We start from the raw sequence: 24,060 nt of genomic DNA, 5'->3' as shown, positions 1-24,060 counted from the left end.
CGGCCTGCAAGTGGCAAGCGGGGCAGCACGGCGCCTTCGTCGTGGAGGGAGGACCATCGGCGTTGATGGCCTCGATGCCTTGCCGGCAGCAAATCCCGGGCCATATCACGGCGGGGCGCGCCGCTGCGGTGTCAGTGGGCTCGCCCGGCGAGGGGCGCGCACCGATATGGGGAGCGGTGCACCAGCGGATGGCGCCGGCCGACTTATGGATATATGATTCGCATACGTTTCATATATAGGTAACCGCATATGGGCATCGTCAAGATCGCCGACGACCTCCACGAAGACCTGCGCGTGGCCAGCGCCGCGCTGTCGCGCTCGATCAACGCCCAGGCCGAGCACTGGATCCGCATCGGCATGCTGGCCGAGTTGCACCCGCAGGCCACCTACCAGGAACTGCTGCGCCAGTTGCTGCGCCAGGAGCAGGCCAATCTCAAGGAGCTGCTGCAATGAGCAAGGTCATCCTCAAGGACCCCGCCCAGCTCGAATTGATGCGCCGTGCCGGTCAGTTGCTGGCCCGGGTATTCGCCGACCTCGACGGTTTCATTCGCCCCGGCGTGACGACCATGCAGATCAACGACCGCGCCGAGGCCTTCATCGTCCAGACCCTCAAGGCGCGGCCGGCGAGCAAGGGCCAGTATGGTTTTCCCTTTGCCCTGAACACCTCGGTGGACCATGTGGTCTGCCATGGCATGCCCAAGGCCGACGAGGTGCTGAAGGAGGGTTCGATCGTCAACGTCGACATCACCCTGGAGCAGGGCGGCTATATCGCCGATTCGTCGAAGATGTACAGCATCGGCCAGATCGGCGAAGAGGCCCGGCGGCTGGTGGACACCACCTATGCCGCGCTGTGGAAGGGCATCGAGCAGGTGCGCCCCGGCGCGACCCTCGGTGACATCGGCCACGCCATCCAGGCCCACGCCGAGGCCGCCGGCTACAGCGTGGTGCGCGAATATTGCGGGCACGGCATCGGCACGCAGATGCACGAGGCGCCGGAGGTGCTGCACTACGGCCAGCGTGGCACGGGCATGCAGCTGCAACCGGGGATGGTGTTCACCATCGAGCCGATGATCAACCAGGGAGGGCGCGGGACCCGCGGTTTGCGCGATGGCTGGACGGTGATTACCCGTGACCGGAGCCTGTCGGCGCAATGGGAGCACACCGTGGCAGTGACGCAGAGCGGCGTCGAGGTGCTGACCTTGCGCGAGGAGGAACGCGTGGCGCAGGGCGATGGGCGAACGCACCTCGGAGCCATGGTCTAGGCTGAAACCTACCGGTACCGGCCCACGCCCCACTACAAATGCCGGCCCGGCAACCATTGGAGTCCTTGGGAGGTGCGCCATGAGCCTGCTGCTCGAACCCTACACCCTGCGTCAGCTGACCCTGCCCAACCGTATCGCCGTTTCCCCCATGTGCCAGTACTCCGCCGTCGACGGCCTGGCCAATGACTGGCACCTGGTGCACCTGGGCAGCCGCGCTGTCGGTGGCGCCGGCCTGGTGATCAGTGAAGCGGTCGCGGTCACCGCCGATGGGCGTATCACAGCAGAAGACCTCGGCCTATGGAACGACGAGCAGATCCCCGCGCTGCAGCGCATCACCCGCTTCATCACTGCCCAGGGCGCCGTCCCCGGCATCCAGCTGGCCCACGCCGGGCGCAAGGCCAGCACCCACAGGCCGTGGCTGGGCAAGCACGGCAGCGTCAAGCTCGAAGACGGCGGCTGGCAGCCGGTAGGACCCTCCAGGATTGCCTTCGACCCCGAGCACACCGTCCCCCATGAACTGAGCAAGGACGAGATCCAGCAGGTCGTCGGCGCGTTCGTCGCCGCCACCGAGCGGGCCTTGAAGGCCGGCTTCAAGGTGGTCGAGATCCACGCCGCCCATGGCTACCTGCTGCACCAGTTCCTCTCGCCGCTGAGCAACCAGCGCCGCGACGAGTACGGCAGCTGCTTCGAAAACCGTATCCGCCTGACCCTGCAGGTCGTCGAGGCGGTGCGCCAGGCCTGGCCACAGGAACTGCCGCTGTTGGTGCGGGTGTCGGCCACCGACTGGGTCGAGGATGGCTGGAACCCGGACGAGACCGTGGAGCTGGCCCGCCGGCTGCGCGCCCTGGGCGTCGACCTGATCGACGTGTCGTCGGGAGGGACCTCGGTCAATGCAGAGATCCCCACCGGCCCCGGCTACCAGACCCGTTTCGCCGAGCGGGTGCGCAAGGAGTCGGAGATCGCCACCGGCACCGTCGGCATGATCACCGAGCCGGCCCAGGCCGAGCATATTCTGCGTACCGGCCAGGCCGATGTGATCTTCCTGGCCCGCGAACTGTTGCGCGACCCTTACTGGCCATTGCACGCCGACGACGACCTTGGCGGCAACAAGGCGACCTGGCCGGCGCAATACCAACGCGCGACAAGCCGGGCCAACCCGATCCACGAATCGGACTTGCGCGACTGACTCAGCTGCAGGCGGTTTGGCGAATATAGCGGTGCGTTGCAACAAAAGCCGGTGGGTGTTTTGCCCCCACCGGCCAGTCGTGCATCAGTGCTTGAACATCACATGGCGCACACAGGTGTAGTCCTCCAGCCCGTACATCGACATGTCCTTGCCATAGCCGGAATGCTTCTGCCCGCCGTGCGGCATCTCGCTGACCAGCATGAAATGCGTGTTGACCCAGGTGCAGCCATATTGCAGCCGTGCGGCGAGGCGGTGGGCGCGTCCGCTGTCACGGGTCCATACCGACGAGGCCAGGCCATACTCCGAGTCGTTGGCCCATTCCAGCGCCTGCGCTTCGTCGCTGAAGCGGGTGACCGACACCACCGGGCCGAACACCTCGTGGCGGACGATTTCGTCGTCCTGCAGCGCATCGGCCAGCACGGTCGGGGCGAAGAAGAAGCCATCACCGGGCAGTGCCTTGCCACCGGTGATCAGGCGAATGTGCGGCTGGGCGATGGCACGGTTCACCAGGCCGGCGACCTTGTCGCGATGCTGGGCGCTGATCAACGGGCCGAGTTCGGTGTCGGCCGCCTGCTGCGGGCCTGGCTTGATGCTCGCCACCGCCGCGCCCAGGCGTTCGACGAAGCGTTCGTAGATGCCGTCCTGCACGTACAGCCGGCAGGCGGCGGTGCAGTCCTGCCCGGCGTTGTAGAAGCCGAAGGTGCGGATGCCGTCGATGGCCGCGTCGAGGTCGGCATCGTCGAATACCAGCACCGGCGCCTTGCCGCCCAATTCCATGTGCATGCGCTTCACGCTGTCGGCGGTGGCGCCAATGATGTGCGCGCCGGTGGGGATGGAGCCGGTCAGCGACACCATGCGCACCTTGGCATGGGTGACCAATGGGGTGCCGACGGTCTGGCCACGGCCGAAAAGGATATTGAGCACGCCGGCTGGCAGCAGCTCACGGACCAGTTCGCCAAGGCGCAGGGCCGTCAGCGGGGTCAACTCCGATGGCTTGATGACCACGGTGTTGCCGGCGGCCAACGCGGGGGCGATTTTCCAGGCCAGCATCATCAGCGGGTAGTTCCACGGCGCGATGGAGGCGACCACGCCCAGCGGGTCGCGGCGGATCATCGAGGTGTGCCCGGGCAGGTACTCGCCCGCCGCCAGGCCACCCAGGCAGCGTGCCGCGCCGGCGAAGTAGCGGAACACGTCGGCAATGGCCGGGATCTCGTCGCCGAGCGCCGCGGCATAGGGTTTGCCGCAGTTGTCCGACTCCAGCCGGGCCAGTTCCTCGGCGTGGCGTTCGATGACCTCGGCAATCGCCAGCAATGCGCTGGCGCGTTCCTTCGGGGTGGTCTGCGACCAGTGCTGGAAGGCTTGGTCGGCGGCGCGCACGGCGGTGTCGACCTGGGCTTCGGTGGCTTCGTTGATCTGCGCCAGGGCACTGCCCTTGGCCGGGTCGAGCACGGTCCAGGCCGGGCCTTCGCCGTTCACCAGGTGACCGTTGATCAGCATTCGGGTTTGCATGGGGTACTCCTCCAGGGTCATTTGCCTGCGCCGGCGACGCTTTCTCCACCGCGGGTAAGGTAATAGGCACCGAGTATCGGCAGCATGGTCACCAGCATCACCAGCATGGCGACCACGTTGGTCACCGGCACGTCACGCGGGCGGCTGAGCTGGTTCAGCAGCCAGATCGGCAGGGTGCGCTGGTTGCCGGCGGTGAATGTGGTGACGATGATTTCGTCGAAGGACAGGGCGAACGCCAGCATGCCGCCGGCCAGCAGCGCCGAGCCCAGGTTGGGCAGGATGATGTAGCGGAACGTCTGCCAGCCATCGGCGCCCAGGTCCATGGACGCCTCGATCAGGCTCGCCGAGGTGCGTCGCAGACGGGCGATGACGTTGTTGTAGACGATCACCACGCAGAAGGTCGCATGCCCGACGACGATGCTGAACAACCCCGGCTCCACCCCCAGGCGCTTGAACGCCGAGAGCAAGGCGATGCCGGTGATGATGCCGGGCAGGGCGATGGGCAGGATCAGCATCAGCGAGATGGCGTCCTTGCCGAAGAAGCTGCGCCGGTACAGCGCCGCCGCGGCCAGGGTGCCAAGCACCAGGGCGATCAGGGTGGCCAGGCAGGCCACCTGCAGTGACAGCTTGATCGCCTCGAGCACGTCGGGGCGGGCGAGGGTCACGCCGAACCATTTCAGGGTGAAGCCCCTGGGCGGGAAGCTGAACGCCGCGTCCTCGGTATTGAAGGCGTAGAGCAGGATGATCAGGATCGGGAAGTGCAGGAACAGCAACCCGCCCCATGCCGCCAGGCGCAGCCCGGTCGAGGCTTTTTCAGAGTGCATCGAAGGCCCCCAGGCGTTTGACGATGGACAGGTAAACGGCGATCAGCATGATCGGCACCAGGGTGAAGGCCGCGGCCATGGGCATGTTGCCGATGGCGCCTTGCTGGGCGTAGACCATGCTGCCGATGAAGTAGCCGGGCGGGCCGACCAGTTGCGGCACGATGAAGTCGCCCAGGGTGAGCGAGAAGGTGAAGATCGAGCCGGCGGCGATGCCGGGGATCGACAGTGGCAGTATGACCTGGAGCAAGGTCTGCCCCGGCGTGGCTCCCAGGTCCGCCGAGGCCTGCAGCAGCGATGGCGGCAGGCGTTCCAGCGCGGCCTGGATCGGCAGGATCATGAAAGGCAGCCAGATGTACACGAACACCAGGAAGCGGCCCAGGTGCGAAGTCGACAGGGTGCTACCGCCGACCCCCGGGATTTGCAGTACCACCTGCAGCAGGGCCTCCAGGTGCAACTGCTGGATGAACCATTGGGCGACGCCGCCTTTGGCCAGCAGCAGGGTCCAGGCGTAGGTCTTGACGATGTAGCTGGCCCACATCGGCATCATCACGGCGATATAGAAAAATGCCTTGGTGCGCCCGCTGGTGTAGCGCGCCATGTAGTAGGCGATGGGAAAGGCCAGCACGGCACTGGCCAGCGACACCGCGAGAGCCATGCACAAGGTGCGCAGGATGATGTCGAAGTTGGCCGGGTTGAACAGCGCCGCGAAATTGCCCAGGGTCAGCTCGGGCGTCACCGCCATGGTGAAGTCGTCGAAGGTGTAGAAGCCCTGCCATAACAGGTTGAGCAAAGACCCCAGGTAGATTGCGCCGAACCACAGCAGCGGCGGGATCAGCAGCATCAGCAGGTACAGGTTGGGGCGCCGGTACAGCAGGTCGCTGATGCGCCGCAGCGCCGAGCTGCCGGCCGCGCGTTTCACGGCAAGGCTCATGGCTGGGTTTCCCGCAGCACCGTCATCGCCTCACGTGGCCAACTGGCTTGTACGCGCTGGCCGGTCTGCCAGGGCTGTGCCTGTGCCTGCCAGCGGTCGTTGGCCTGGCTCACCGCGAGCAGTTGGCCGCTGTCCAGCCTCACCTCCAGGCGCGTGGCGCTGCCTTGATACTGGATGTCGTGCAGCACGCCGCCGACCTGCACCTCGCCGCTGGCGGGCTGGCCGTCCAGGCGGATGTGCTCGGGGCGAATGGAGAACGGGGCTGCGCTGCCGCTGAGCTGTTGCGCCAGTTCGCCACGCAGCACGTTGGAGGTGCCGACGAACTCGGCGACGAAGGTGGTTGCCGGCTGCATGTACAGGTTGCGGGGTGAGTCGACCTGCTCGATGCGCCCGCGATTGAACACCGCCACCCGGTCGGACATCGATAGCGCCTCGGTCTGGTCGTGGGTGACGAAGATGAAGGTGATGCCCAGTTGGCGTTGCAGCTTTTTCAGCTCGCCCTGCATCTGCTCGCGCAGCTTGAGGTCAAGGGCCCCGAGGGGCTCGTCGAGCAGCAGTACCCGCGGCCGGTTGACCAGGGCGCGGGCCAGGGCCACGCGCTGGCGCTGACCGCCGGACAATTGCGCCGGCTTGCGTTCGCCATAACCGTCAAGCGCGACCATGGCCAGGGCCTCGGCGGCGCGGGCATGGCGTTCGGCCTTGGCCACGCCTTTGACTTTCAGGCCATAGGCGACGTTGTCGCGCACGTTCATGTGCGGGAACAGCGCGTAGTCCTGGAACACCGTGTTGACGTCGCGCTGGTACGGCGGCAGGCCGGCCGCCTCGCTGCCGTGAATACGGATCGAGCCGCTGCTGGGTTGCTCGAAGCCGGCGATCAGGCGCAGGCAGGTGGTCTTGCCCGAACCCGAGGGACCGAGCATCGAGAAAAACTCGCCATCCTCGATGTCGATGCTGATCTGGTCGACGGCCTTGACCTCGCCGAAGGTACGGGAAACCTGGGTGAACTGGACTGCTGGGGGCATACCGGGGCTCCACTTGGGTTACTGCTGATCGCGGTGCAAGTCACACCGCCGCTCCCACGCAGATGCATGTATCAACGTGAGAGCGGCGGTGCGCCGCGATGGCGCTTACCGCCCGCCCATGATCGCGATGTAGTCCTGGGTCCAGCGGCTGTACGGCACGAACTTGCCGCCCTCGGCCTGCGGGGTCTTCCAGAAGGCGATCTTGTCGAAGTTGTCGAAGCCGTTGGTCTTGCAGCCCTCGTCACCCAGCAGCGCGTTGCCGGTGCAGGCCGCGGGCACCGCCGGCAACGAGCCGAACCAGGCCGCCACATCGCCTTGCACCTTGGGTTGCAGCGACCAGTCCATCCACTTGTAGGCGCAATTGGGGTGCTTGGCCTCGCTGTGCAGCATGGTGGTGTCGGCCCAGCCGGTGGCGCCTTCCTTCGGTACCACCGAGGCCACCGGCTGCTTGTCGGCCTTCAGGCCGTTGACCATGTAGCCCCAGGAGCTGGTGGCCACCACGCCTTCGTTCTTCACGTCGCTCATCTGCACGGTCGCGTCATGCCAGTAGCGGTGGATCAACGGCTGTTGCTGGCGCAGGAGGTCGAGCACCGCCTTGTACTGCGTCTCGCTCAGTTCGTAAGGGTTCTGGATCCCTAGTTCGGGCTTGGCAGCCTTGAGGTAGAGCGCCGCGTCGGCGATGTAGATCGGCCCATCGTACGCCTGCACGCGGCCCTTGTTGGGCTTGCCGTCCGGCAGGTCCTGCGGCTCGAACACCACGCTCCAGCTGCTCGGCGGCTGCTTGAACACGTCGGTGTTGTACAGCAGCACGTTCGGCCCCCACTGGTAGGGCGTGCCGTAGACCTGATCCTTGACCACGTACCAGGCGCCGTTGCGCAGGCGCGGGTCGAGGTTTTTCCAGTTGGGGATCAACGCGGTGTTGATCGGCTGCACACGCTTGCCGGCGATCAGCCGCAGCGAGGCATCCCCCGAGGCGGTCACCAGGTCGTAGCCACCCTTGGTCATCAGGCTGACCATTTCGTCGGAGGTGGCGGCGGTCTTGACGCTGACCTTGCAGCCGGTTTCCTTCTCGAAGCCGGTGACCCAGTCATAGGCCTTGTCGCTTTCACCGCGTTCGATATAGCCGGGCCAGGCGACGATATCCAGCTGGCCTTCACCGGCACCGAGCTGCTGGGGCAGCCCGGCGGCCTGGGCGCCGGCAGTGGCCAGCAGGGCACCGAGCAGAAGGGTCTTGTGCACTGACATGGTGTTCCCTCTTTTTTGGACGTTGTGGTCGGGGGCAGACGTCAAGCAAAGCAGTGGAGCGCATATGCGCGGTGCAGGACAGCCATGCGGCGGACTGCCTGGAAGTTCCAGCGACTGAATCGAGTCTAGATCGCTTTTATCGATCGTTGATGCAACATCTGGAAGCACTTGCATGGGTGGCGAAACCCGTGCGCCGTCCTACTCTGGTGGCCTCTTTTTCGTACCCATGGAGGCACGTCAGATGAACACCCGTGGTCTGCTCGATCAACTGCTCAAGTCCGGCCAGGAACTGCTCGGCAACCAGGCTGGCAAAGGCGCGGGGCCCAAGCCCGGAGGCAGTGGCGGCCTCGGCAGCCTGCTCTCGGGCGCCGGTGGCGGTGCGCTGGCGGCCGGCGCCATGGGCTTGCTGCTGGGTAACAAGAAGGCCCGCAAGTACGGCGGCAAGGCACTCACCTACGGCGGCCTGGCCGCGCTCGGGGTGCTGGCCTACAAGGCCTATGGCAACTGGCAGGCCCGCCAGGGCGCCGGCGATCAGCAGCCGCAGACGCTGGATCGCCTGCCCCCGGCCCAGGTCGAGCAGCACAGCCAGGCCGTGTTGCGGGCGCTGGTGGCGGCAGCCAAGTCCGACGGCCATATCGATGACCGTGAGCGGGCCCTGATCGAAGGCGAGTTCACTCGCCTGGATAGCGATCGCGAGTTGCAGCACTGGTTGCACGCAGAGTTGAACAAGCCGCTGGATCCGGCCGAAGTGGCCCGCGCCGCGCAGACGCCGGAAATGGCTGCGGAGATGTACCTGGCCAGCGTGATGATGGTCGACCAGGAGAACTTCATGGAGCGCGCCTACCTCGACGAACTGGCGCGCCAGCTGCGCCTGGACCCTGCCTTGCGCCTGGAGTTGGAGAACCAGGTCAGGCTTGCCGCGGATCAATGAGCCTGCAATTGGCCATATCAATGGGCACGGAGGCCTGAATACAGCAGCATTCAGCCGCAAATACGTAGGAAGCCTGGGCTATACTTCGGCGATTTTTCCCGCTCGTATCGAATTCCTGAGGGCTGAATGTGAAGAACTGGACCTTGCGCCAACGGATCCTGGCAAGTTTCGCCGTGATCATCGCCATCATGCTGCTGATGATCGTGGCCGCCTACTCGCGGCTGGTGGCGATCGAGTCCAGCGAGGAGGCGGTAGGGTCCGACAGCATTCCCGGGCTCTACTACAGCTCGATGATTCGCAGCGCCTGGGTCGACAGCTACGTGACCAGCCAGCAACTGGTCGGCCTGTCGAACCACCGCGAGTTCACCACGACCGATGCCGAGTTGTTCAAGAGTTTCGACGACCGTCTGAAGCAGCATATGGCCAGCTACCAGGGCACTATCCGCGACCCGGCCGACCAGGCCGCGTTCGACGATTTCACGCGCCAGGAAGAGGCTTACGTCAAGATCGTCGATCAGGTCCTGGAAACCTATCGCCAGAAGAACTACGCCGAAGCCCAGCGCTTGATCGCCGAGGTGCTGACGCCGGCCTGGAGAGAAGGGCGCCTGCACCTGAACGAAGTGATCGAGCGCAACCGGGAGTCGGCCGACAACGCCACCAATGAAATCGTCAGCGCCGTGGCCACCGCCAAAGGCAGCATGATCGTCTCGCTGCTGCTGGCAATCGTCGCCGCCGGCGTTTGCGGCCTGCTGCTGATGCGCGCGATCACCGCTCCCATGCAGCGCATCGTGCACGCCCTCGACGGCCTGCGTTCGGGCGACCTGAGCATGCGCCTGAGCCTGGACCGCAAGGATGAGTTCGGCGCGATCGAGGGCGGCTTCAACGAAATGGCCGAGTCCCTGGCCAACCTGGTGTCGCAGGCCCAGCGTTCGTCGGTGCAGGTGACCACCTCGGTCACCGAGATCGCCGCCACCTCCAAGCAGCAGCAGGCCACCGCCACCGAGACGGCCGCCACCACCACCGAGATCGGCGCCACCTCGCGGGAAATCGCCGCGACCTCGCGTGACCTGGTGCGCACCATGACCGAAGTCACCTCGTCGGCCGACCAGGCCTCGAGCCTTGCCGGTGCCGGCCAGCAGGGCCTGGCGCGCATGGAGGAGACCATGCACCAGGTGATGGGCGCCGCCGACCTGGTCAACGCCAAGCTGGCGATCCTCAACGAGAAGGCCAGCAACATCACGCAGATGGTGGTGACCATCGTCAAGGTCGCCGACCAGACCAACCTGCTGTCGCTCAACGCCGCCATCGAGGCGGAGAAGGCCGGTGAGTACGGTCGCGGTTTCGCCGTGGTCGCCACCGAAGTACGCCGCCTGGCCGACCAGACCGCCGTGGCCACCTATGACATCGAACAGATGGTGCGCGAGATCCAGTCGGCGGTGTCGGCCGGGGTGATGGGCATGGACAAGTTCTCCGAGGAGGTGCGCCGCGGCATGTTCGAGGTGCAGCAAGTGGGCGAGCAGCTCAGCCAGATCATCCATCAGGTGCAGGCGCTGGCGCCGCGGGTGCTGATGGTCAACGAGGGCATGCAGGCCCAGGCAACCGGCGCCGAGCAGATCAACCAGGCACTGGCCCAGCTCAGCGATGCCAGTACCCAGACCGTTGAATCGCTGCGCCAGGCCAGCTTCGCCATCGACGAACTGAGCCAGGTAGCCGCCGGGCTGCGTGGCGGTGTTTCGCGGTTCAAAGTCTGACGACGATGAACGAACCGTCCCCTCGCGAGGATCGCGAATCAGCCGGCAAGGGCGTGCTGTACCTGCAATTTCGCATCGCCGACCAGCGCTTTGCCCTGGACGTGCGCGAAGTGATCGAAGTGCTGCCGTGCCGTACCCTCAAGCCCATCGCCCAGGCGCCGGGCTGGGTGGCCGGCGTGCTCGCCCACCGTGGTGTGCTGGTACCGGTGATCGACCTGTCGGCGCTGAGCTTCGGTGTGCCGGCACAGTCGCGCAGCAGTACGCGGATGGTACTGGTGCACTACCGCGCCGACTCGCGCCGTCCTGACCTGCAACTGGGGCTTGTCCTGGAGCAGGCCACCGATACGCTGCGCTGTGCCCCCGAGGAATTCCAGCCATACGGCCTGGACAATGCCGACGCGCGCTACCTCGGGCCGGTGCGCCAGGACGCCCGCGGTTTGTTGCAGCGCATCCAGGTGAACGACCTGTTGTCGGATACGGTGCGTGAGCTGCTGTACCCCGTCGAGCCCGGGCAGGAGCCAGCATGAGCGAGCAACGTTTCTTCCGTTTCCTGCAGGAACGTATCGGGCTGGACGTGGAGTCGGTCGGCACAGCGATGGTCGAGCGCGCCCTGCGCCAACGCTGCACGCTCGTGCAGGCTGCGGATCTCGACGACTACTGGCTGCGTTTGCAGCAGTCCAGCGATGAGCAGCAGGCCCTGATCGAGGCGGTCATCGTTCCGGAGACCTGGTTCTTCCGCTACCCCGAATCCTTCACCGCGCTGGCGGGGCTGGCGCACAAGCGTGCGGCAGAACTTGCCGGCGCACGGCCCCTGCGCATCCTCAGCCTGCCGTGCTCGACGGGTGAGGAACCCTACTCGATCGCCATGGCCTTGCTCGACGGTGGCCTGAGCCCGGGCGCTTTCCGCGTCGATGGCATTGATATCAGCCCCAGTTCGGTGGCCAAGGGCGAGCAGGCGCTGTACGGTCGCAACTCCTTCCGCGGCAGCGAGCTGGCCTTTCGCGAGCGGCACTTCAGCCCAAGCGGCGATACCCATCGCCTGGATGAACGGGTGCGCCAGCAAGTCAGCCTGCAGGCGGGCAATGTGCTCGACCCGGCGCTCAAGGCGCGTGAAGGGTTATACGATTTCGTGTTCTGTCGCAACTTGCTGATCTACTTCGATGTTCCGACCCAGCAGCGGGTGTTCGAGGTACTCAAGCGCCTGATCCACGCCCAGGGCGTGCTGTTCATCGGCCCCGCCGAGGGCAGCCTGCTGGCGCGCCTGGGCATGCGCCCGCTGGGGATTGCCCAGTCATTCGCCTACGTGCGCCAGGATGATGCCCCACCGCCTGTTGCCAAGCCGTTGCCGGTTGCGCGCCAGCCGGTCGCTGCGCCGCTGCCGCCACGTGTCGTGGCACTGCCGCCCCGCGTCGCCAGGTCGAGCGCGGTGCCAGCGGCGCCGGTACCGGCGCAAGACGAAGCGCAGTTGCTGGCCCTCATTGCCCGGCAGGCCAATGCCGGTGAAAACCAGCAGGCCAGGGCGGACTGCGAACGCTATCTGCGCCAGTTCGCCCCCAAGGCGCAGGTCTATTACTGGCTGGGGTTGCTCAGTGACACCGAAGGCGATGCCGCGCAGGCCATCACCCATTATCGCAAGGCGCTCTACCTCGAACCGCAGCACCCTGAGGCACTGATGCACCTGGCCATGCTGCTGGCCGCGCAGGGGGACGAGGCCGGTGCCCGGCGCCTGCAGGAGCGTGCCGCCCGGGCCGGCAGGGAGTCTGAACGATGAGCGGCGGATACCATATGCAACTGATCGCCAATGACGACCAGCCCATCGATGATTGCTGGAACCGCATCGGCGTGCATGGCGACAAGCAGTGTCCGTTGCTGGAGCGGCATGTGCACTGCCGCAATTGCGAGGTGTATGCCGACGCGGCCACGCGCCTGCTGGACCGCTATGCGCTGGTCCAGGACGAGCAGGTCGAAACGGCCATCGTGGAGGAATGCGCGGTCGGTCGCTCGATGCTGCTGTTCCGCCTGGGCGAGGAGTGGCTGGCCCTGGCCACCGCCTGCCTGGCCGAGATCGCCCCGGCGCAGCCGGTGCACTCGTTGCCGCACCAGCGCTCGCGGGTGTTGCAGGGCGTCGCCAATGTGCGCGGTGCGCTGGTGCCTTGCCTGTCGCTCGCCGACCTGCTGGGCGTGCCGACGCAGGCGGGCGCGGAGCGCACCGGGCGGAGCATGCCGCGCATGCTGATCCTGGCAGCCGAGGGCGGGCCGGTGGTGGTGCCGGTGGACGAGATCGACGGCATCCATCGTCTCGACCTTGCGGGCCAGGACAACGGCCGCGATGCGGCGCATTTCACCGCCGCCGTGTTGCAGTGGCGAGGGCGCAGTGTGCGTGTGCTGGATGAACAACACCTGATGTCAGCCGTGAAGCGGAGCCTGTCATGACCCCGGAGCAAATGCGCGATGCGTCGCTGCTCGAGCTATTCAGCCTGGAGGCCGAGGCCCAGACCCAGGTGCTCAGCGCCGGCTTGATGGCACTGGAGCGCAACCCTGCGCAACCCGATCAACTCGAGGCCTGCATGCGTGCGGCGCACTCGCTCAAGGGGGCGGCGCGGATTGTCGGTATCGATGCCGGGGTCAGCGTCGCCCACGTCATGGAAGACTGCCTGGTGGCCGCCCAGGAAGGTCGCCTGCTGCTGCGCCCGGAGCATATCGACGCCTTGTTGCAGGGCACTGACCTGTTGATGCGCATCGCGACCCCTGGAGATCAGGGTGGCGACGCCGCCGTGGCGGTGTTCCTGGCACAGATGACAGCACTGCTCGACCCTTCGGCGCCCGTGCCGGTGATCGCGCAGGCTGGCGTTCCGGGCGCGCCGCCCGCTGCCTTGCCGGCGCGGCCGGAACCCGAGCCAACGCTCCAGGCCCCGCCTGAGCCTGAACCCGAAGCTGAGCCCGTGCCTGCCCGCAAGGCCGGCAAGCGCGGTGGTGAGGGGGGAGAGCGGGTATTGCGGGTGACCGCCGACCGTTTGAACAGCCTGCTGGACCTGTCGAGCAAGTCGCTGGTCGAGACCCAGCGGCTGAAACCCTACCTGGCCACCCTGCAGCGCCTGAAGCGCATGCATGGCCAGGGCATGCGCGGCCTCGATGGCCTGAAGGCCCAGCTGGAAGAGAGCGGGCAGGGGCCGGAGGTGCTGGAAGCGCTGGCCCAGACCCAGCAGTTGCTGGCTGAAACCCAGCAGATCCTGTTGCAGCAGGCGGCCGATCTCGACGAGTTCGGTTGGCAGGCCAGCCAGCGCGCGCAACTGCTATACGACACGGCGCTGGCCTGTCGCATGCGTCCGTTCGCCGATGTGCTCACCGGCCAGAGCCGGATGGTCCGCGACCTCGGGCGCTCGCTGGACAAGCCGGTGCGCCTGTTGATCGAGGGCGAGAAGACCCAGGTCGACCGTGACGTGCTGGAAAAGCTCGAGGCACCGCTGACACACCTGCTGCGCAACGCGGTCGATCATGGCATCGAACTGCCCGAGCAGCGCCTGCTGGCCGGCAAACCGAGCGAGGGCACCGTGCGCCTGCGCGCCTCGCACCAGGCCGGGCTGCTGATCCTGGAACTGTCCGACGACGGTGCCGGCATCGATCTGCAGCGCTTGCGCGAGAGTATCGTCGAGCGCGCATTGTCGCCGGCCGAGACGGTGGCGCAGATGAGCGAGGCCGAGCTGCTGACCTTCCTGTTCCTGCCGGGGTTCAGCCTGCGCGACACGGTCACCGAAGTGTCCGGGCGCGGTGTCGGCCTGGATGCGGTGCAGCACATGGTCCGGGAGCTGCGCGGCTCCATCGAGTTGACCCAGGTGGCCGGCCAGGGTTGTTGCTTCCATGTGGAAGTGCCGTTGACCTTGTCGGTGGTTCGCAGCCTGGTCGTCGAGGTGGGCGGCGAGGCCTATGCCTTCCCGCTGGCGCATATCGAGCGTACCGTCGATGTGGCGGCCGAGGCCATCGTGCAGATCGAAGGGCGGCAGCACTTCTGGCACGAAGGGCGACACATCGGCCTGGTGGCCGCCAGTCAGCTTCTCAACCGGCCGGCGGCCCAGGGCGACGAACAGAGCCTGCGGGTGGTGGTGATCCGCGAGCGCGAGCAGCTCTATGGGGTGGCCGTCGAGCGGCTGATCGGCGAGCGGGTGCTGGTGGTGATGCCGCTGGACCCGCGCCTGGGCAAAGTCCAGGACATCTCCGCCGGGGCCTTGCTCGACGACGGTTCGGTGGTGCTGATCGTCGATGTCGAGGACTTGCTGCGCTCGGTGGACAAGCTGCTCAGCACCGGCCGCCTGGAGCGCATCGAGCGCGGTGGGCGGGGCGTCAAGGGTGCGGTGCGCAAGCGCATCCTGGTGGTCGACGACTCGCTCACCGTGCGCGAGCTGCAACGCAAGCTGCTGGGCCACCGCGGCTACGAAGTGGCGGTGGCCGTGGACGGCATGGACGGCTGGAACGCGCTGCGCAGCGATGATTTCGACCTGTTGATCACCGACATCGACATGCCGCGCATGGACGGGATCGAGCTGGTCACCCTGGTGCGGCGCGACAACCGCCTGCAATCCCTGCCGGTGATGGTGGTGTCCTACAAGGATCGCGAAGAAGACCGGCGTCGTGGACTGGATGCCGGTGCCGACTATTATTTGGCCAAGGCCAGCTTCCATGACGATGCGTTGCTGGATGCGGTCGTGGAGCTGATCGGAGGTGCCCAGGGATGAGAATCGCCATTGTCAACGACATGCCCATGGCCGTCGAGGCCCTGCGCCGGGCGTTGGCATTCGAGCCCGCGCACCAGGTGATCTGGGTCGCCGGCAACGGCGCCGAGGCGGTGCGCCTGTGCGCCGAGCAGACGCCGGATCTGATCCTCATGGACCTGATCATGCCGGTCATGGACGGCGTGGAAGCGACCCGGCGCATCATGGCCGAAACCCCCTGCGCCATCGTCATCGTCACCGTGGATCGCAAGCAGAACGTGCACCGGGTGTTCGAGGCCATGGGCCATGGCGCCCTGGATGTGGTCGACACCCCGGCATTGGGCGCGGGCGATGCACGCGAGGCGGCCGCGCCACTGCTGCGCAAGATCCTCAATATCGGCTGGCTGATCGGCCAGCAGCGGCCCAGCGCGCCTCGGGCGGTTAGCGTGCCGCTGCGCGAGGCCTCGCAGCGCCGCGCACTGGTGGCCATCGGCTCGTCCGCGGGCGGGCCGGCCGCCCTGGAAGTACTGCTCAAGGGGCTGCCGCGCAGTTTTCCGGCGGCCATCGTGCTGGTCCAGCATGTCGACCAGGTATTCGCCGCCGGCATGGCCGAGTGGCTCAGCAGCGCCTCCGGCCTGCCGGTGCGCCTGGCCCGCGAGGGTGAGCCGCCGCAGCCGGGGCAGGTGCTGCTGGCTGGCACCAACCACCATATCCGCCTCCTTAAGAATGGCGAGCTGGCCTACACTGCCGAGCCCGTCAACGAAATCTACCGGCCCTCGATCGATGTGTTCTTCGAGAGCGTGGCGCGTTGCTGGTCCGGCGATGCGGTGGGCGTGCTGCTCACCGGCATGGGGCGCGACGGCGCCCAAGGCCTGAAACTGATGCGCCAGCAGGGCTTCCTGACCATCGCCCAGGACCAGCAGAGCAGCGCGGTGTACGGCATGCCCAAGGCCGCCGCGGCGATCGACGCTGCGGTGGAAATACGTCCGCTGGAGCGAATCGCCGGACGACTGATGGAAATCTTTCCGAAATGACGATATGTATTGAGTCGCGCCGCGTGGCCGGCAGTGGACGGGTGATTACGCATGAATGATCTACCGATCGAAGGTTTCACGACCATCAACGAAAGTGCGGCGATGGTCCTGCTGGTCGACGATCAGGCCATGATCGGCGAAGCGGTGCGCCGTGGCCTCGCCCACGAAGAGAACATCGACTTCCACTTCTGCGCCGATCCGCATCAGGCGGTGGCCCAGGCCATGCGCATCAAGCCCACGGTGATCCTCCAGGACCTGATCATGCCGGGCCTCGATGGCCTGACCCTGGTGCGCGAATACCGCAACAACCCGGCCACCCAGGACATTCCGATCATCGTCCTGTCGACCAAGGAGGATCCGCTGGTCAAGAGCGCGGCCTTTGCCGCCGGGGCCAACGACTACCTGGTCAAGTTGCCGGACACCATCGAGCTGGTGGCGCGTATCCGCTACCACTCGCGCTCCTACCTCACCCTGTTGCAGCGCGACGAGGCCTACCGCGCGCTGCGCGTGAGCCAGCAGCAGTTGCTCGACACCAACCTGATGCTGCAGCGGCTGATGAACTCGGACGGCCTGACCGGGTTGTCCAACCGCCGTCACTTCGACGAATACCTGGAGCTGGAATGGCGCCGGGCGATTCGCGAGCAGCAGCAGTTGTCGCTGTTGATGATCGATGTCGACTATTTCAAGGCGTTCAACGACAGTTTCGGCCACCTGGCCGGCGACGAGGCCCTGCGCCAGGTGGCCGAGGCCATCCGTGGCTGCTGCTCGCGTCCCACCGACCTGCCGGCGCGTTATGGCGGCGAGGAGTTCGCCCTGGTGCTGCCCAACACCTCGCCCGGCGGCGCGCGCCTGGTGGCCGAAAAGCTGCGCCAGACCATCATGGGCCTGAAGATCGCCCACACCGTGCCCGAGGCGGCGTCGCACCTGACCGTTAGCATCGGCCTGGCGACCCTGACTCCGAGTGTCGGCAGCCATTGCCGGCAGCTGATCTCGGCGGCGGACAAGGGGCTGTACCTGGCCAAGAACAGTGGGCGCAATCAGGTCGGGATCGCCTGAGTCAGTTCCTGAAAGGGCAACGGTGTTTTCTGTGGGAGCCGGCTTGCCGGCGAGAGGCCGCAACAGCAATTGCAAGACTGGAGCCCCACCTGCAAAAGCGTGCTACGACTCGTGAAACAGCGTGAATACTGGCCAAAGGCTGCCTGTGCGACCATGAACAACCTTTCACCCAGGAACTTCCTGCCCCCAACCCGCTCTTATGCCGGTAGCCATTGGTCGCGGCCGCCTGCTAAGCTCGCGGCTTTACCCTGATTGCCCTCATGGCGCATGAACAAGGAAATTACATGAAACAGCATCGTTTGGCGGCCGCGGTTGCCCTGGTAGGCCTGGTCCTCGCCGGTTGCGACGCCCAGACCAGCAGCGTCGAGCTGAAGACCCCAGCACAGAAGGCCTCCTACGGTATCGGCCTGAACATGGGCAAGAGCCTGGCCCAGGAAGGCATGGACGACCTCGACTCGAAAGCCGTCGCCCAAGGCATCGAGGACGCTGTTGGCAAGAAGGAACAGCGCATCAAGGACGAAGAGCTGGTCGAAGCCTTCACCGCCTTGCAGAAGCGCGCCGAAGAACGCCTGACCAAGGCCAGCGAGGAAGCAGCCGCCGCCGGCAAGAAGTTCCTCGAGGAGAACGGCAAGAAACCTGGCGTGATTACCACCGCCTCGGGCCTGCAGTATGAAGTGGTGAAGAAGGCCGATGGCCCGCAACCCAAGCCGACCGACGTCGTCACCGTCCACTACGAGGGCAAGCTGACCGACGGCAAGGTATTCGACAGCTCCGTCGAGCGCGGCAGCCCCATCGACCTGCCGGTCAGCGGCGTGATCCCGGGTTGGGTCGAAGGCCTGCAACTGATGCATGTCGGCGAGAAGTACAAGCTGTACATCCCAGCCGAACTGGCCTACGGCGCCCAGAGCCCGAGCCCGCTGATCCCGGCCAACTCGGTCCTGGTGTTCGACCTGGAACTGCTGGCCATCAAAGACCCGGTCAAGGCTGGCGAAGCACCGGCCAAGTAATAGCCGTCGTGTTGCATGAAGACGCCCCGTTTCGACGGGGCGTCGTCGTTTTCAGCAGTGCTTGACGCGAACCGTTGGCGTCATTCACTGTCGCAAGCAGTGCCCGGCCTGAATACAGGTGCCGTTGTCGCAAAACGTTTGCGCGGTTGAAACGGTTGTGTAAAAAACGCCCGATTCGTACCCGGCCCTTGCCCGGTGGGCACCACGCGGCGTCAATGCCGCCCTGTTCACAAGGTTATCCACAATAAATGTGGATAACCTCCGGCTCCCCTGGAGGCCCCATGAGCGCACCCTGGAATTTCGCCCGCTTCCTGCCCCTTGCCGAACGCTTGCTCAGCCGCGGCCGGCTGCCGGCATTGCTGTTCGCAGTGGCCCGCAAAGGGCCGAGGCTGGGCCAGCTGCGCGAGGACCTGCGCCTGATGCAGGCGCTTTGCCTGGCCTGGTGGCGTGGCGAGTACCGCGCTGTCAGCCCCAAGGCACTGGTGACCATCGTCGCCGGGCTGCTCTACTTCGTCAGCCCACTGGATGCCATCCCCGACTGGCTGCTGGGTGTCGGCCTGCTCGATGACATCGCCGTGCTGGGCTGGGTGCTCAAGACCGTGGCTGATGAGCTGGGCCGCTTCAAGGCCTGGCGCGACAGCCAGGCGCCGGAGCGGCTGCGCGTGGTCGAACGGCTACCGGATACCCCCGAAGCGCTGCGCCTGGAAAGGCCTGGCAGCTGATTCCGCACAGACCCCCGAGGTTGGTAATATAATTGGCATAAGGGTTATGCCTACGGATTACATGCCGTAATCCAACGTCAAGGGGGTTGTATGGGTATTCAGGTCATCAGCCGGGACGGTCAGCCCGAGTACGCAGTGGTTCCCTGGGAGCAGTATCAGGCGTTGCTCGCGGCCGCAGGCCAGGCACCGGCCAGCGCACCCGTCACCGACAGCAATGTTGCCAGCACTCAACCAAGCGCCAGCCTGTCCTCACTGGATGAGCTGGCGTCCTTGCGTCAGGCCAAGGGGCTGGCGCCGGAGCAGCTGGCCCGCAGTGTCGGCATCAGCCCGGCATACCTGGCCATGATCGAGTCCGGGGAGCGCCGCCCCGACGCGGCCATTCTGCGCAGCCTGGCGTGGCACCTGGGCGTGGCCGGCTGGAGCGAGCCGTCATGAGCCAGGTCAGGATCAGCCGTCAGCAATGGCAGGGCCTGCTGAGCGAGCTCGACCTGGCCCGCCGGCAACGCCATCTGCTGACCTACCGGGCACTGCTTGAGCGTTTGCAACTGCCCAGCCCGGCCATGCAGACCTTGACCGCGGCCCTTGAGTACCTGGCGCTGCTCGACGCCCGCGCCGAGCAGCCGCTGCGCAGTTCGCTGGTGATCAGCCAAGGCGCCAGCCGCCTGCCACGCACCGGGTTTTTCGAGTGTGTCGAGCGCCTGGGACGGTTTTCCGGGCCGGTGGACGGCATGGAGGCGGCGTCCTGGCATGCCTCGGAAGTGGTGCGGGTGTTCGAGTACCGTTACCCGGAAGAGGCCTGAAACCAGGGGAGGGGCTACCTTACGCGGTGGCGGTTGCTGGAGCCTGCCAGGTTTTACTCCAGTACCGTTGTGTCGATCAGGCTCAGGCTCGCCCCGCCGGTTTCCTTGGCCTTTCTTTTCGCCTGTGAGGCGAGCTCGGCCAACTGGCCGGCATCCAGCCCTGCGCAGCTTCCAGGCGCAAGCCAGACCACCCCGATCGACAGCGACAGCAGTTCGAAGGTTTCCCGTTGGCCCTGACGGTTATGGGCAATAAAGCAGCCGGCCTCCAGGTGTTCACCACGATAGAAGCGTCGACACTGCCGGACGAAGGCCTCCAGCAGCAGTTCAAGCCGCGCTCGCCAGTCTGCCGATCCCAGTACCAGCATGAAATCATCCCCACCGATATGGCCGACGAAATCCCTGCTTGGGTCGACGCAGTCGCTGAGGCACTGCGCAAGGCACAACAGCACTTCGTCGCCACGGGCATAGCCATAGATATCGTTGAAGGGTTTGAAGTTGTCGATGTCCACGTAGCATACGGCGGCCTCGCGCCGTTGCAGTAGCAGGCGCGCCAGGCATTGCTGGATCGGCACGTTGCCGGGCAGCAGGGTGAGTGGGTTGGCGTGCCTGGCCTGCTGGATCTTCTGTTCGGTGATCAGCTTGAGTACGTCGATCACTCGCCCCAGGCCCAGGTAACGCCCACTCTGGGTGATGATGAAATCTTCCTCGATGCGCTGGCGGGCGCGGCTGGTAAGCAGCCGGCTGACCTGCTGCAGCGACTGGCTGCGCTCGACGGCGAGAAAGTCCTGGCTCATCAACCGGCTGATTGGCTTGCGGGCGAACAGGTCGGTACCAAAAGGCTTGAGCAGGGCGTCGGCAAGTGAATGGCGGTGGACGATGCCACAGGGTTTGCCACGCTCATCCAGCACCGCGAGCGAATTGAGGTTGGCCTGGCGGTGGAACGCCTCGAGCACCTGCTGGATGGGGGTATCGCGCGTGACCGAGGGTTGCAGGATGAGCAGGGCGCTGAGATCGCTGCTGTCCTCCTCCAGCGCCACGGCGGTATCCGGCGCCGGGGGCAGTAGGCCGAGGCTGTCGCCTGGGGGAAACTCCTGGGGGCGCCCGAGCAGGTAGCCCTGGACCAGATCCACGCCCATGTCGCCCAGTATGGCCAGTTCCTCGGCCAGTTCGATGCCTTCGGCGATTACTTGAGCGCGGGAAGCGCGTGCGATCTGCAGGATCGAACCGACGAACTCACGCTTGAGTGGGTCCAGGTGGATGCCATCGATGAAATGGCGGTCGATCTTCACATAGTCCGGGCGCAGTTCCGACCACAGGCGCAGGCTCGAGTAACCGGCACCCAGGTCATCCAGGGCGATGGAAAAACCCATGTCGCGGTAGTGGTGCAGGGCGTTGTACAGCAGCTGGAAGTCTTCGGTGGGCGTCTGCTCGGTCAGTTCGATGACCACCCGACTGGGGGCCAGGCCGACCTGTTCGAGCATCTGCAGGGTGCGCCCGGAAGGGTAGTTGGGTTCCACCAGGGACTCGGGCGAGACGTTGAGAAACAGCTGGCCCGCAAGGTTCAGCTCGCTGAAGCGTCGGCAGGCGGTTTCCCGGCACAGCACCTCCAGCTCACCCAGGCGACCGGCCTGGCGGGCGATGGCAAACAGGTTCAGGGGTGAGTGCAAAGGGCTGTTGGAGGGGCCGCGGCTCAGGGCCTCATAGCCGAGGATGCGCCGTTCGGAGAGGCAGACGATGGGTTGGAACAGACAGTGGATGCTGCGTTGAGCCAAGATGGCACTCAATGCGCTGAGCTGTTCGGTGACGGTCATGGACTGCTTCCTGAATTGAAAAGGGCCGGACGCTTGCACGTTCGGCCCTTCCATTTCACGACAGTCCAGTGACTGTTTGATGACAGCTCACATTATTTTGCCATCACTTCAGTGCTTGGCAACCGAGGTGCTGAGGCTCAGGTAGTCGAGCAGGATGCGACCGGTCTCGGACAGGTAGGCATCGTCCTCAGGCTTGGTGTCGTCCGGCTCGGCAGGCAGGGCGTCCTCGTCCTCTTTCTTGAGTTCCTTGAGCGGCTCTTCGCCCTTGGCCTTGCGCCGGATGTTCTCCAGCGCCAGTTGCTTGGCCTCGATCTCGTCGTGACGGGCGCGGCGTTGCTGCTCGTTGAGGCTGACGGTCTTCTCGTTCATCAGCTTCTGGGTCAGTGCCAGGCGGTCGCGGATGTAGACGAACTCGGCATCCTTGTCGCTGCGCGCCTCATGCTGCGCCTTGAGCTGGGCCAGGAACGGCTTGAACGGATCGGAGGCAGGCTTGACCACTGGACGGATGGTGTCCCACGGCATGGCTTCAGGCAGCGCGCTTTCGCCGATTTCCTTGGTGTCGATGATCGACGGGTAGGCGATGTCCGGCAGCACGCCCTGGTGCTGGGTGCTCTGCCCGGAGACCCGGTAGAACTTGGCCAGCGTCAGCTTGAGTTCGCCATGGTTGAGCGGCTGGATGGTCTGCACGGTGCCTTTGCCGAAGGTCTGGCCACCGATGATCAGCGCACGGTGGTAGTCCTGCATGGCACCGGCGAAAATTTCCGAGGCGGACGCCGACAGGCGGTTGACCAGCAGTGCCAGCGGGCCTTTGTAGAAGGCGCCGGGGTTCTCGTCCTCGAGCACGTCGACGCGCCCGTCGCTGTTGCGCACCAGCACGGTCGGGCCCTTCTCGATGAACAGGCTGGTCAGCTCGGTGGCTTCCTGCAGCGAGCCGCCACCGTTGTTGCGCAGGTCGATGACCACGCCGTCGACTTTCTCTTTCTGCAGCTCGGTGAGCAGCTTCTTCACATCGCGGGTGGTGCTCTTGTAATCCGGATCGCCAGCGCGGTAGGCCTTGAAGTCCAGATAAAAGGCCGGGATCTCGATGATGCCGAGCTTATAGTCGCGGCCATCCTGCTTGAGCTTGAGCACCGACTTCTTCGCCGCCTGCTCCTCGAGCTTGACCGCTTCGCGGGTGATCGAGACGATCTTGCTGGTCTGGTCGTTCGGCGCGTTGCTGGCCGGGATGACCTCCAGGCGCACCACCGAGCCTTTCGGGCCGCGGATCAGCTTGACCACTTCGTCAAGACGCCAGCCGACCACGTCGACCATTTCCTTGTTGCCCTGGGCGACGCCGATGATCTTGTCGGCCGGTGCCACCTGCTTGGTCTTGGCGGCAGGGCCGGCCGGCACCAGGCGTACGATCTTGACCTGGTCGTTATCGCTCTGCAGCACCGCGCCGATGCCTTCGAGCGACAGGCTCATGTTGATGTCGAAGTTCTCGGCGTTGTCCGGCGACAGGTAGTTGGTATGCGGGTCGTAGGACTGGGCGAAGGTGTTGATGTAGGCCTGGAAGATGTCTTCCGCGCGGGTCTGGTCCAGGCGCGCCAGCTGGTTCTTGTAGCGCTTGGTCAGGGTTTCCTGGATCTGCTTGGGATCCTTGCCGGCGATCTTCTGACGCAGCACCTCGTCCTTGACGCGCTTGCGCCACAGGTCGTCGAGCTCGGCCTGGTTCTTCATCCACGGAGCGTCCTTGCGGTCGACCAGCAGGTCTTCCTTCACCGTGAAGTCGATCTTGTCGGCACCCTTGGCCAACTCCGCCAGGGCGAAGTCCAGGCGCGATTTCACGCGGTCAAGGTAGCGCTTGTAGATGGTGAAGCCCGGCTCGAGGTTGCCGCTTTTCAGGAAGTCGTCGAACTGGGTCTTCCATTTGTCGAATTCGGCGATGTCGGCGGCAGTGAAGTAGCTGCGCGAAGGGTCGAGCAGCTTGATGTAGCTGTCATAGATGATGACCGAACGGGCGTCGTCCAGCGGCGGCTTGCTGTAGTGGTGGCGCTTGAGCAGCTCGACGATGTTGAGGCTGGCGACCACTTCGTCGCGGTCCGGCTGCAGGCTGTCCCACTTGTTGGCGGCGGCCGCATTGCCACCGAGCGTGAGGCTGCCCAGGCCGATCATGAGGGCGAGGGCGGTGCTGGGGAGGAAATGCTTCATGCTGATTCGACGTGGAGGCAATTGATCACGCATAGTAGGCCGTCTTATCCGTTCGCCGGTTCCATCGGAGCCG

General features: G+C 65.6%; 22 protein-coding genes. 15 read left to right on the top strand and 7 right to left on the bottom strand.

Going from position 1 to position 24,060, the window contains the following annotated elements:
- The first annotated feature begins 249 nt into the window (after nucleotides 1–249).
- The 3 genes from AAHK21_RS07880 (at nucleotide 250) to AAHK21_RS07870 (ending at nucleotide 2,448) form a co-directional block, all read left to right on the top strand.
- On the top strand, nucleotides 250–453 hold the full coding sequence (locus AAHK21_RS07880) for a ParD-like family protein (protein ID WP_046856862.1): 204 nt from the start codon (nucleotides 250–252) through the stop codon (nucleotides 451–453).
- Complete coding sequence (gene map, locus AAHK21_RS07875; RefSeq protein ID WP_367856925.1) at nucleotides 450–1,262, top strand: type I methionyl aminopeptidase; 813 nt, start codon at nucleotides 450–452, stop codon at nucleotides 1,260–1,262. Before AAHK21_RS07880 ends, map begins: the two co-directional genes overlap by 4 nt.
- Before the next feature lie 79 nt (nucleotides 1,263–1,341).
- A complete protein-coding gene (locus AAHK21_RS07870; protein WP_367856924.1) occupies nucleotides 1,342–2,448 on the top strand; it encodes an NADH:flavin oxidoreductase/NADH oxidase in 1,107 nt (368 codons plus the stop codon).
- A gap of 84 nt (nucleotides 2,449–2,532) precedes the next feature.
- On the opposite strand, the gene AAHK21_RS07865 is transcribed toward AAHK21_RS07870, so the two are convergent.
- The 5 genes from AAHK21_RS07865 to ydcS form a co-directional block, all read right to left on the bottom strand.
- Nucleotides 2,533–3,957 (bottom strand): gamma-aminobutyraldehyde dehydrogenase, encoded by a 1,425-nt coding sequence (locus tag AAHK21_RS07865; RefSeq protein WP_367856923.1) that lies wholly within the window; start codon nucleotides 3,955–3,957, stop codon nucleotides 2,533–2,535.
- 17 nt (nucleotides 3,958–3,974) lie between these two features.
- Nucleotides 3,975–4,781 (bottom strand): ABC transporter permease, encoded by an 807-nt coding sequence (locus AAHK21_RS07860; RefSeq protein ID WP_046856858.1) that lies wholly within the window; start codon nucleotides 4,779–4,781, stop codon nucleotides 3,975–3,977.
- Nucleotides 4,771–5,712, bottom strand: a complete 942-nt coding sequence (locus AAHK21_RS07855) for an ABC transporter permease (protein ID WP_367856922.1) — start codon at nucleotides 5,710–5,712, stop codon at nucleotides 4,771–4,773. Before AAHK21_RS07855 ends, AAHK21_RS07860 begins: the two co-directional genes overlap by 11 nt.
- Complete coding sequence (locus tag AAHK21_RS07850) at nucleotides 5,709–6,734, bottom strand: ABC transporter ATP-binding protein (protein WP_367856921.1); 1,026 nt, start codon at nucleotides 6,732–6,734, stop codon at nucleotides 5,709–5,711. The genes AAHK21_RS07855 and AAHK21_RS07850 overlap by 4 nt, the downstream gene beginning before the upstream one ends.
- 105 nt (nucleotides 6,735–6,839) lie before the next feature.
- Nucleotides 6,840–7,979, bottom strand: a complete 1,140-nt coding sequence (ydcS, locus tag AAHK21_RS07845; RefSeq protein WP_367856920.1) for a putative ABC transporter substrate-binding protein YdcS — start codon at nucleotides 7,977–7,979, stop codon at nucleotides 6,840–6,842.
- 241 nt (nucleotides 7,980–8,220) lie between these two features.
- Here ydcS and AAHK21_RS07840 point away from each other — a divergent pair, with 241 nt between their 5' ends.
- The 12 genes from AAHK21_RS07840 to AAHK21_RS07785 all read left to right on the top strand — a co-directional run bounded on the left by AAHK21_RS07840 (nucleotide 8,221) and on the right by AAHK21_RS07785 (nucleotide 19,986).
- On the top strand, nucleotides 8,221–8,910 hold the full coding sequence (locus AAHK21_RS07840) for a tellurite resistance TerB family protein (protein ID WP_046857895.1): 690 nt from the start codon (nucleotides 8,221–8,223) through the stop codon (nucleotides 8,908–8,910).
- 128 nt (nucleotides 8,911–9,038) lie between these two features.
- Nucleotides 9,039–10,661, top strand: coding sequence for a methyl-accepting chemotaxis protein (locus AAHK21_RS07835; protein WP_038705554.1), 1,623 nt, complete (start codon nucleotides 9,039–9,041; stop codon nucleotides 10,659–10,661).
- 5 nt (nucleotides 10,662–10,666) lie between these two features.
- The gene (locus tag AAHK21_RS07830) at nucleotides 10,667–11,188 is read left to right on the top strand and encodes a chemotaxis protein CheW (RefSeq protein ID WP_367856919.1); all 522 of its coding nucleotides are present in this window, start codon (nucleotides 10,667–10,669) and stop codon (nucleotides 11,186–11,188) included.
- Complete coding sequence (locus AAHK21_RS07825; protein ID WP_367856918.1) at nucleotides 11,185–12,432, top strand: CheR family methyltransferase; 1,248 nt, start codon at nucleotides 11,185–11,187, stop codon at nucleotides 12,430–12,432. The genes AAHK21_RS07830 and AAHK21_RS07825 overlap by 4 nt, the downstream gene beginning before the upstream one ends.
- Nucleotides 12,429–13,094: a chemotaxis protein CheW gene (locus AAHK21_RS07820; RefSeq protein WP_256591220.1), complete on the top strand. Its 666-nt coding sequence runs from the start codon at nucleotides 12,429–12,431 to the stop codon at nucleotides 13,092–13,094. Before AAHK21_RS07825 ends, AAHK21_RS07820 begins: the two co-directional genes overlap by 4 nt.
- A complete protein-coding gene (locus tag AAHK21_RS07815; protein WP_367856917.1) occupies nucleotides 13,091–15,391 on the top strand; it encodes a hybrid sensor histidine kinase/response regulator in 2,301 nt (766 codons plus the stop codon). The genes AAHK21_RS07820 and AAHK21_RS07815 overlap by 4 nt, the downstream gene beginning before the upstream one ends.
- Nucleotides 15,388–16,401, top strand: coding sequence for a chemotaxis response regulator protein-glutamate methylesterase (locus AAHK21_RS07810; RefSeq protein ID WP_038705558.1), 1,014 nt, complete (start codon nucleotides 15,388–15,390; stop codon nucleotides 16,399–16,401). Before AAHK21_RS07815 ends, AAHK21_RS07810 begins: the two co-directional genes overlap by 4 nt.
- Nucleotides 16,402–16,452: 51 nt before the next feature.
- Nucleotides 16,453–17,457: a PleD family two-component system response regulator gene (locus AAHK21_RS07805; protein ID WP_046856850.1), complete on the top strand. Its 1,005-nt coding sequence runs from the start codon at nucleotides 16,453–16,455 to the stop codon at nucleotides 17,455–17,457.
- 284 nt (nucleotides 17,458–17,741) lie between these two features.
- A complete protein-coding gene (locus tag AAHK21_RS07800) occupies nucleotides 17,742–18,464 on the top strand; it encodes an FKBP-type peptidyl-prolyl cis-trans isomerase (RefSeq protein WP_367856916.1) in 723 nt (240 codons plus the stop codon).
- 281 nt (nucleotides 18,465–18,745) lie between these two features.
- On the top strand, nucleotides 18,746–19,186 hold the full coding sequence (locus AAHK21_RS07795) for a YkvA family protein (RefSeq protein ID WP_367856915.1): 441 nt from the start codon (nucleotides 18,746–18,748) through the stop codon (nucleotides 19,184–19,186).
- 90 nt (nucleotides 19,187–19,276) lie between these two features.
- Nucleotides 19,277–19,621: a helix-turn-helix transcriptional regulator gene (locus AAHK21_RS07790; RefSeq protein ID WP_038705561.1), complete on the top strand. Its 345-nt coding sequence runs from the start codon at nucleotides 19,277–19,279 to the stop codon at nucleotides 19,619–19,621.
- A complete protein-coding gene (locus AAHK21_RS07785) occupies nucleotides 19,618–19,986 on the top strand; it encodes a hypothetical protein (RefSeq protein ID WP_367856914.1) in 369 nt (122 codons plus the stop codon). The genes AAHK21_RS07790 and AAHK21_RS07785 overlap by 4 nt, the downstream gene beginning before the upstream one ends.
- Nucleotides 19,987–20,039: 53 nt before the next feature.
- Here AAHK21_RS07785 and AAHK21_RS07780 read toward each other — a convergent pair whose 3' ends face one another.
- Nucleotides 20,040–21,797, bottom strand: a complete 1,758-nt coding sequence (locus AAHK21_RS07780) for a bifunctional diguanylate cyclase/phosphodiesterase (protein ID WP_367856913.1) — start codon at nucleotides 21,795–21,797, stop codon at nucleotides 20,040–20,042.
- Nucleotides 21,798–21,905: 108 nt separating this feature from the next.
- The gene (locus tag AAHK21_RS07775; RefSeq protein ID WP_172670906.1) at nucleotides 21,906–23,987 is read right to left on the bottom strand and encodes a carboxy terminal-processing peptidase; all 2,082 of its coding nucleotides are present in this window, start codon (nucleotides 23,985–23,987) and stop codon (nucleotides 21,906–21,908) included.
- Nucleotides 23,988–24,060 lie beyond the last annotated feature (73 nt).

This window comes from Pseudomonas sp. TE50-2, from assembly GCF_040813665.1.
Lineage (GTDB): Bacteria > Pseudomonadota > Gammaproteobacteria > Pseudomonadales > Pseudomonadaceae > Aquipseudomonas > Aquipseudomonas soli.
The sequence above is the reverse complement of the archived record's forward strand: the minus strand, read 5'-3'. Positions and strand labels throughout refer to the sequence as shown.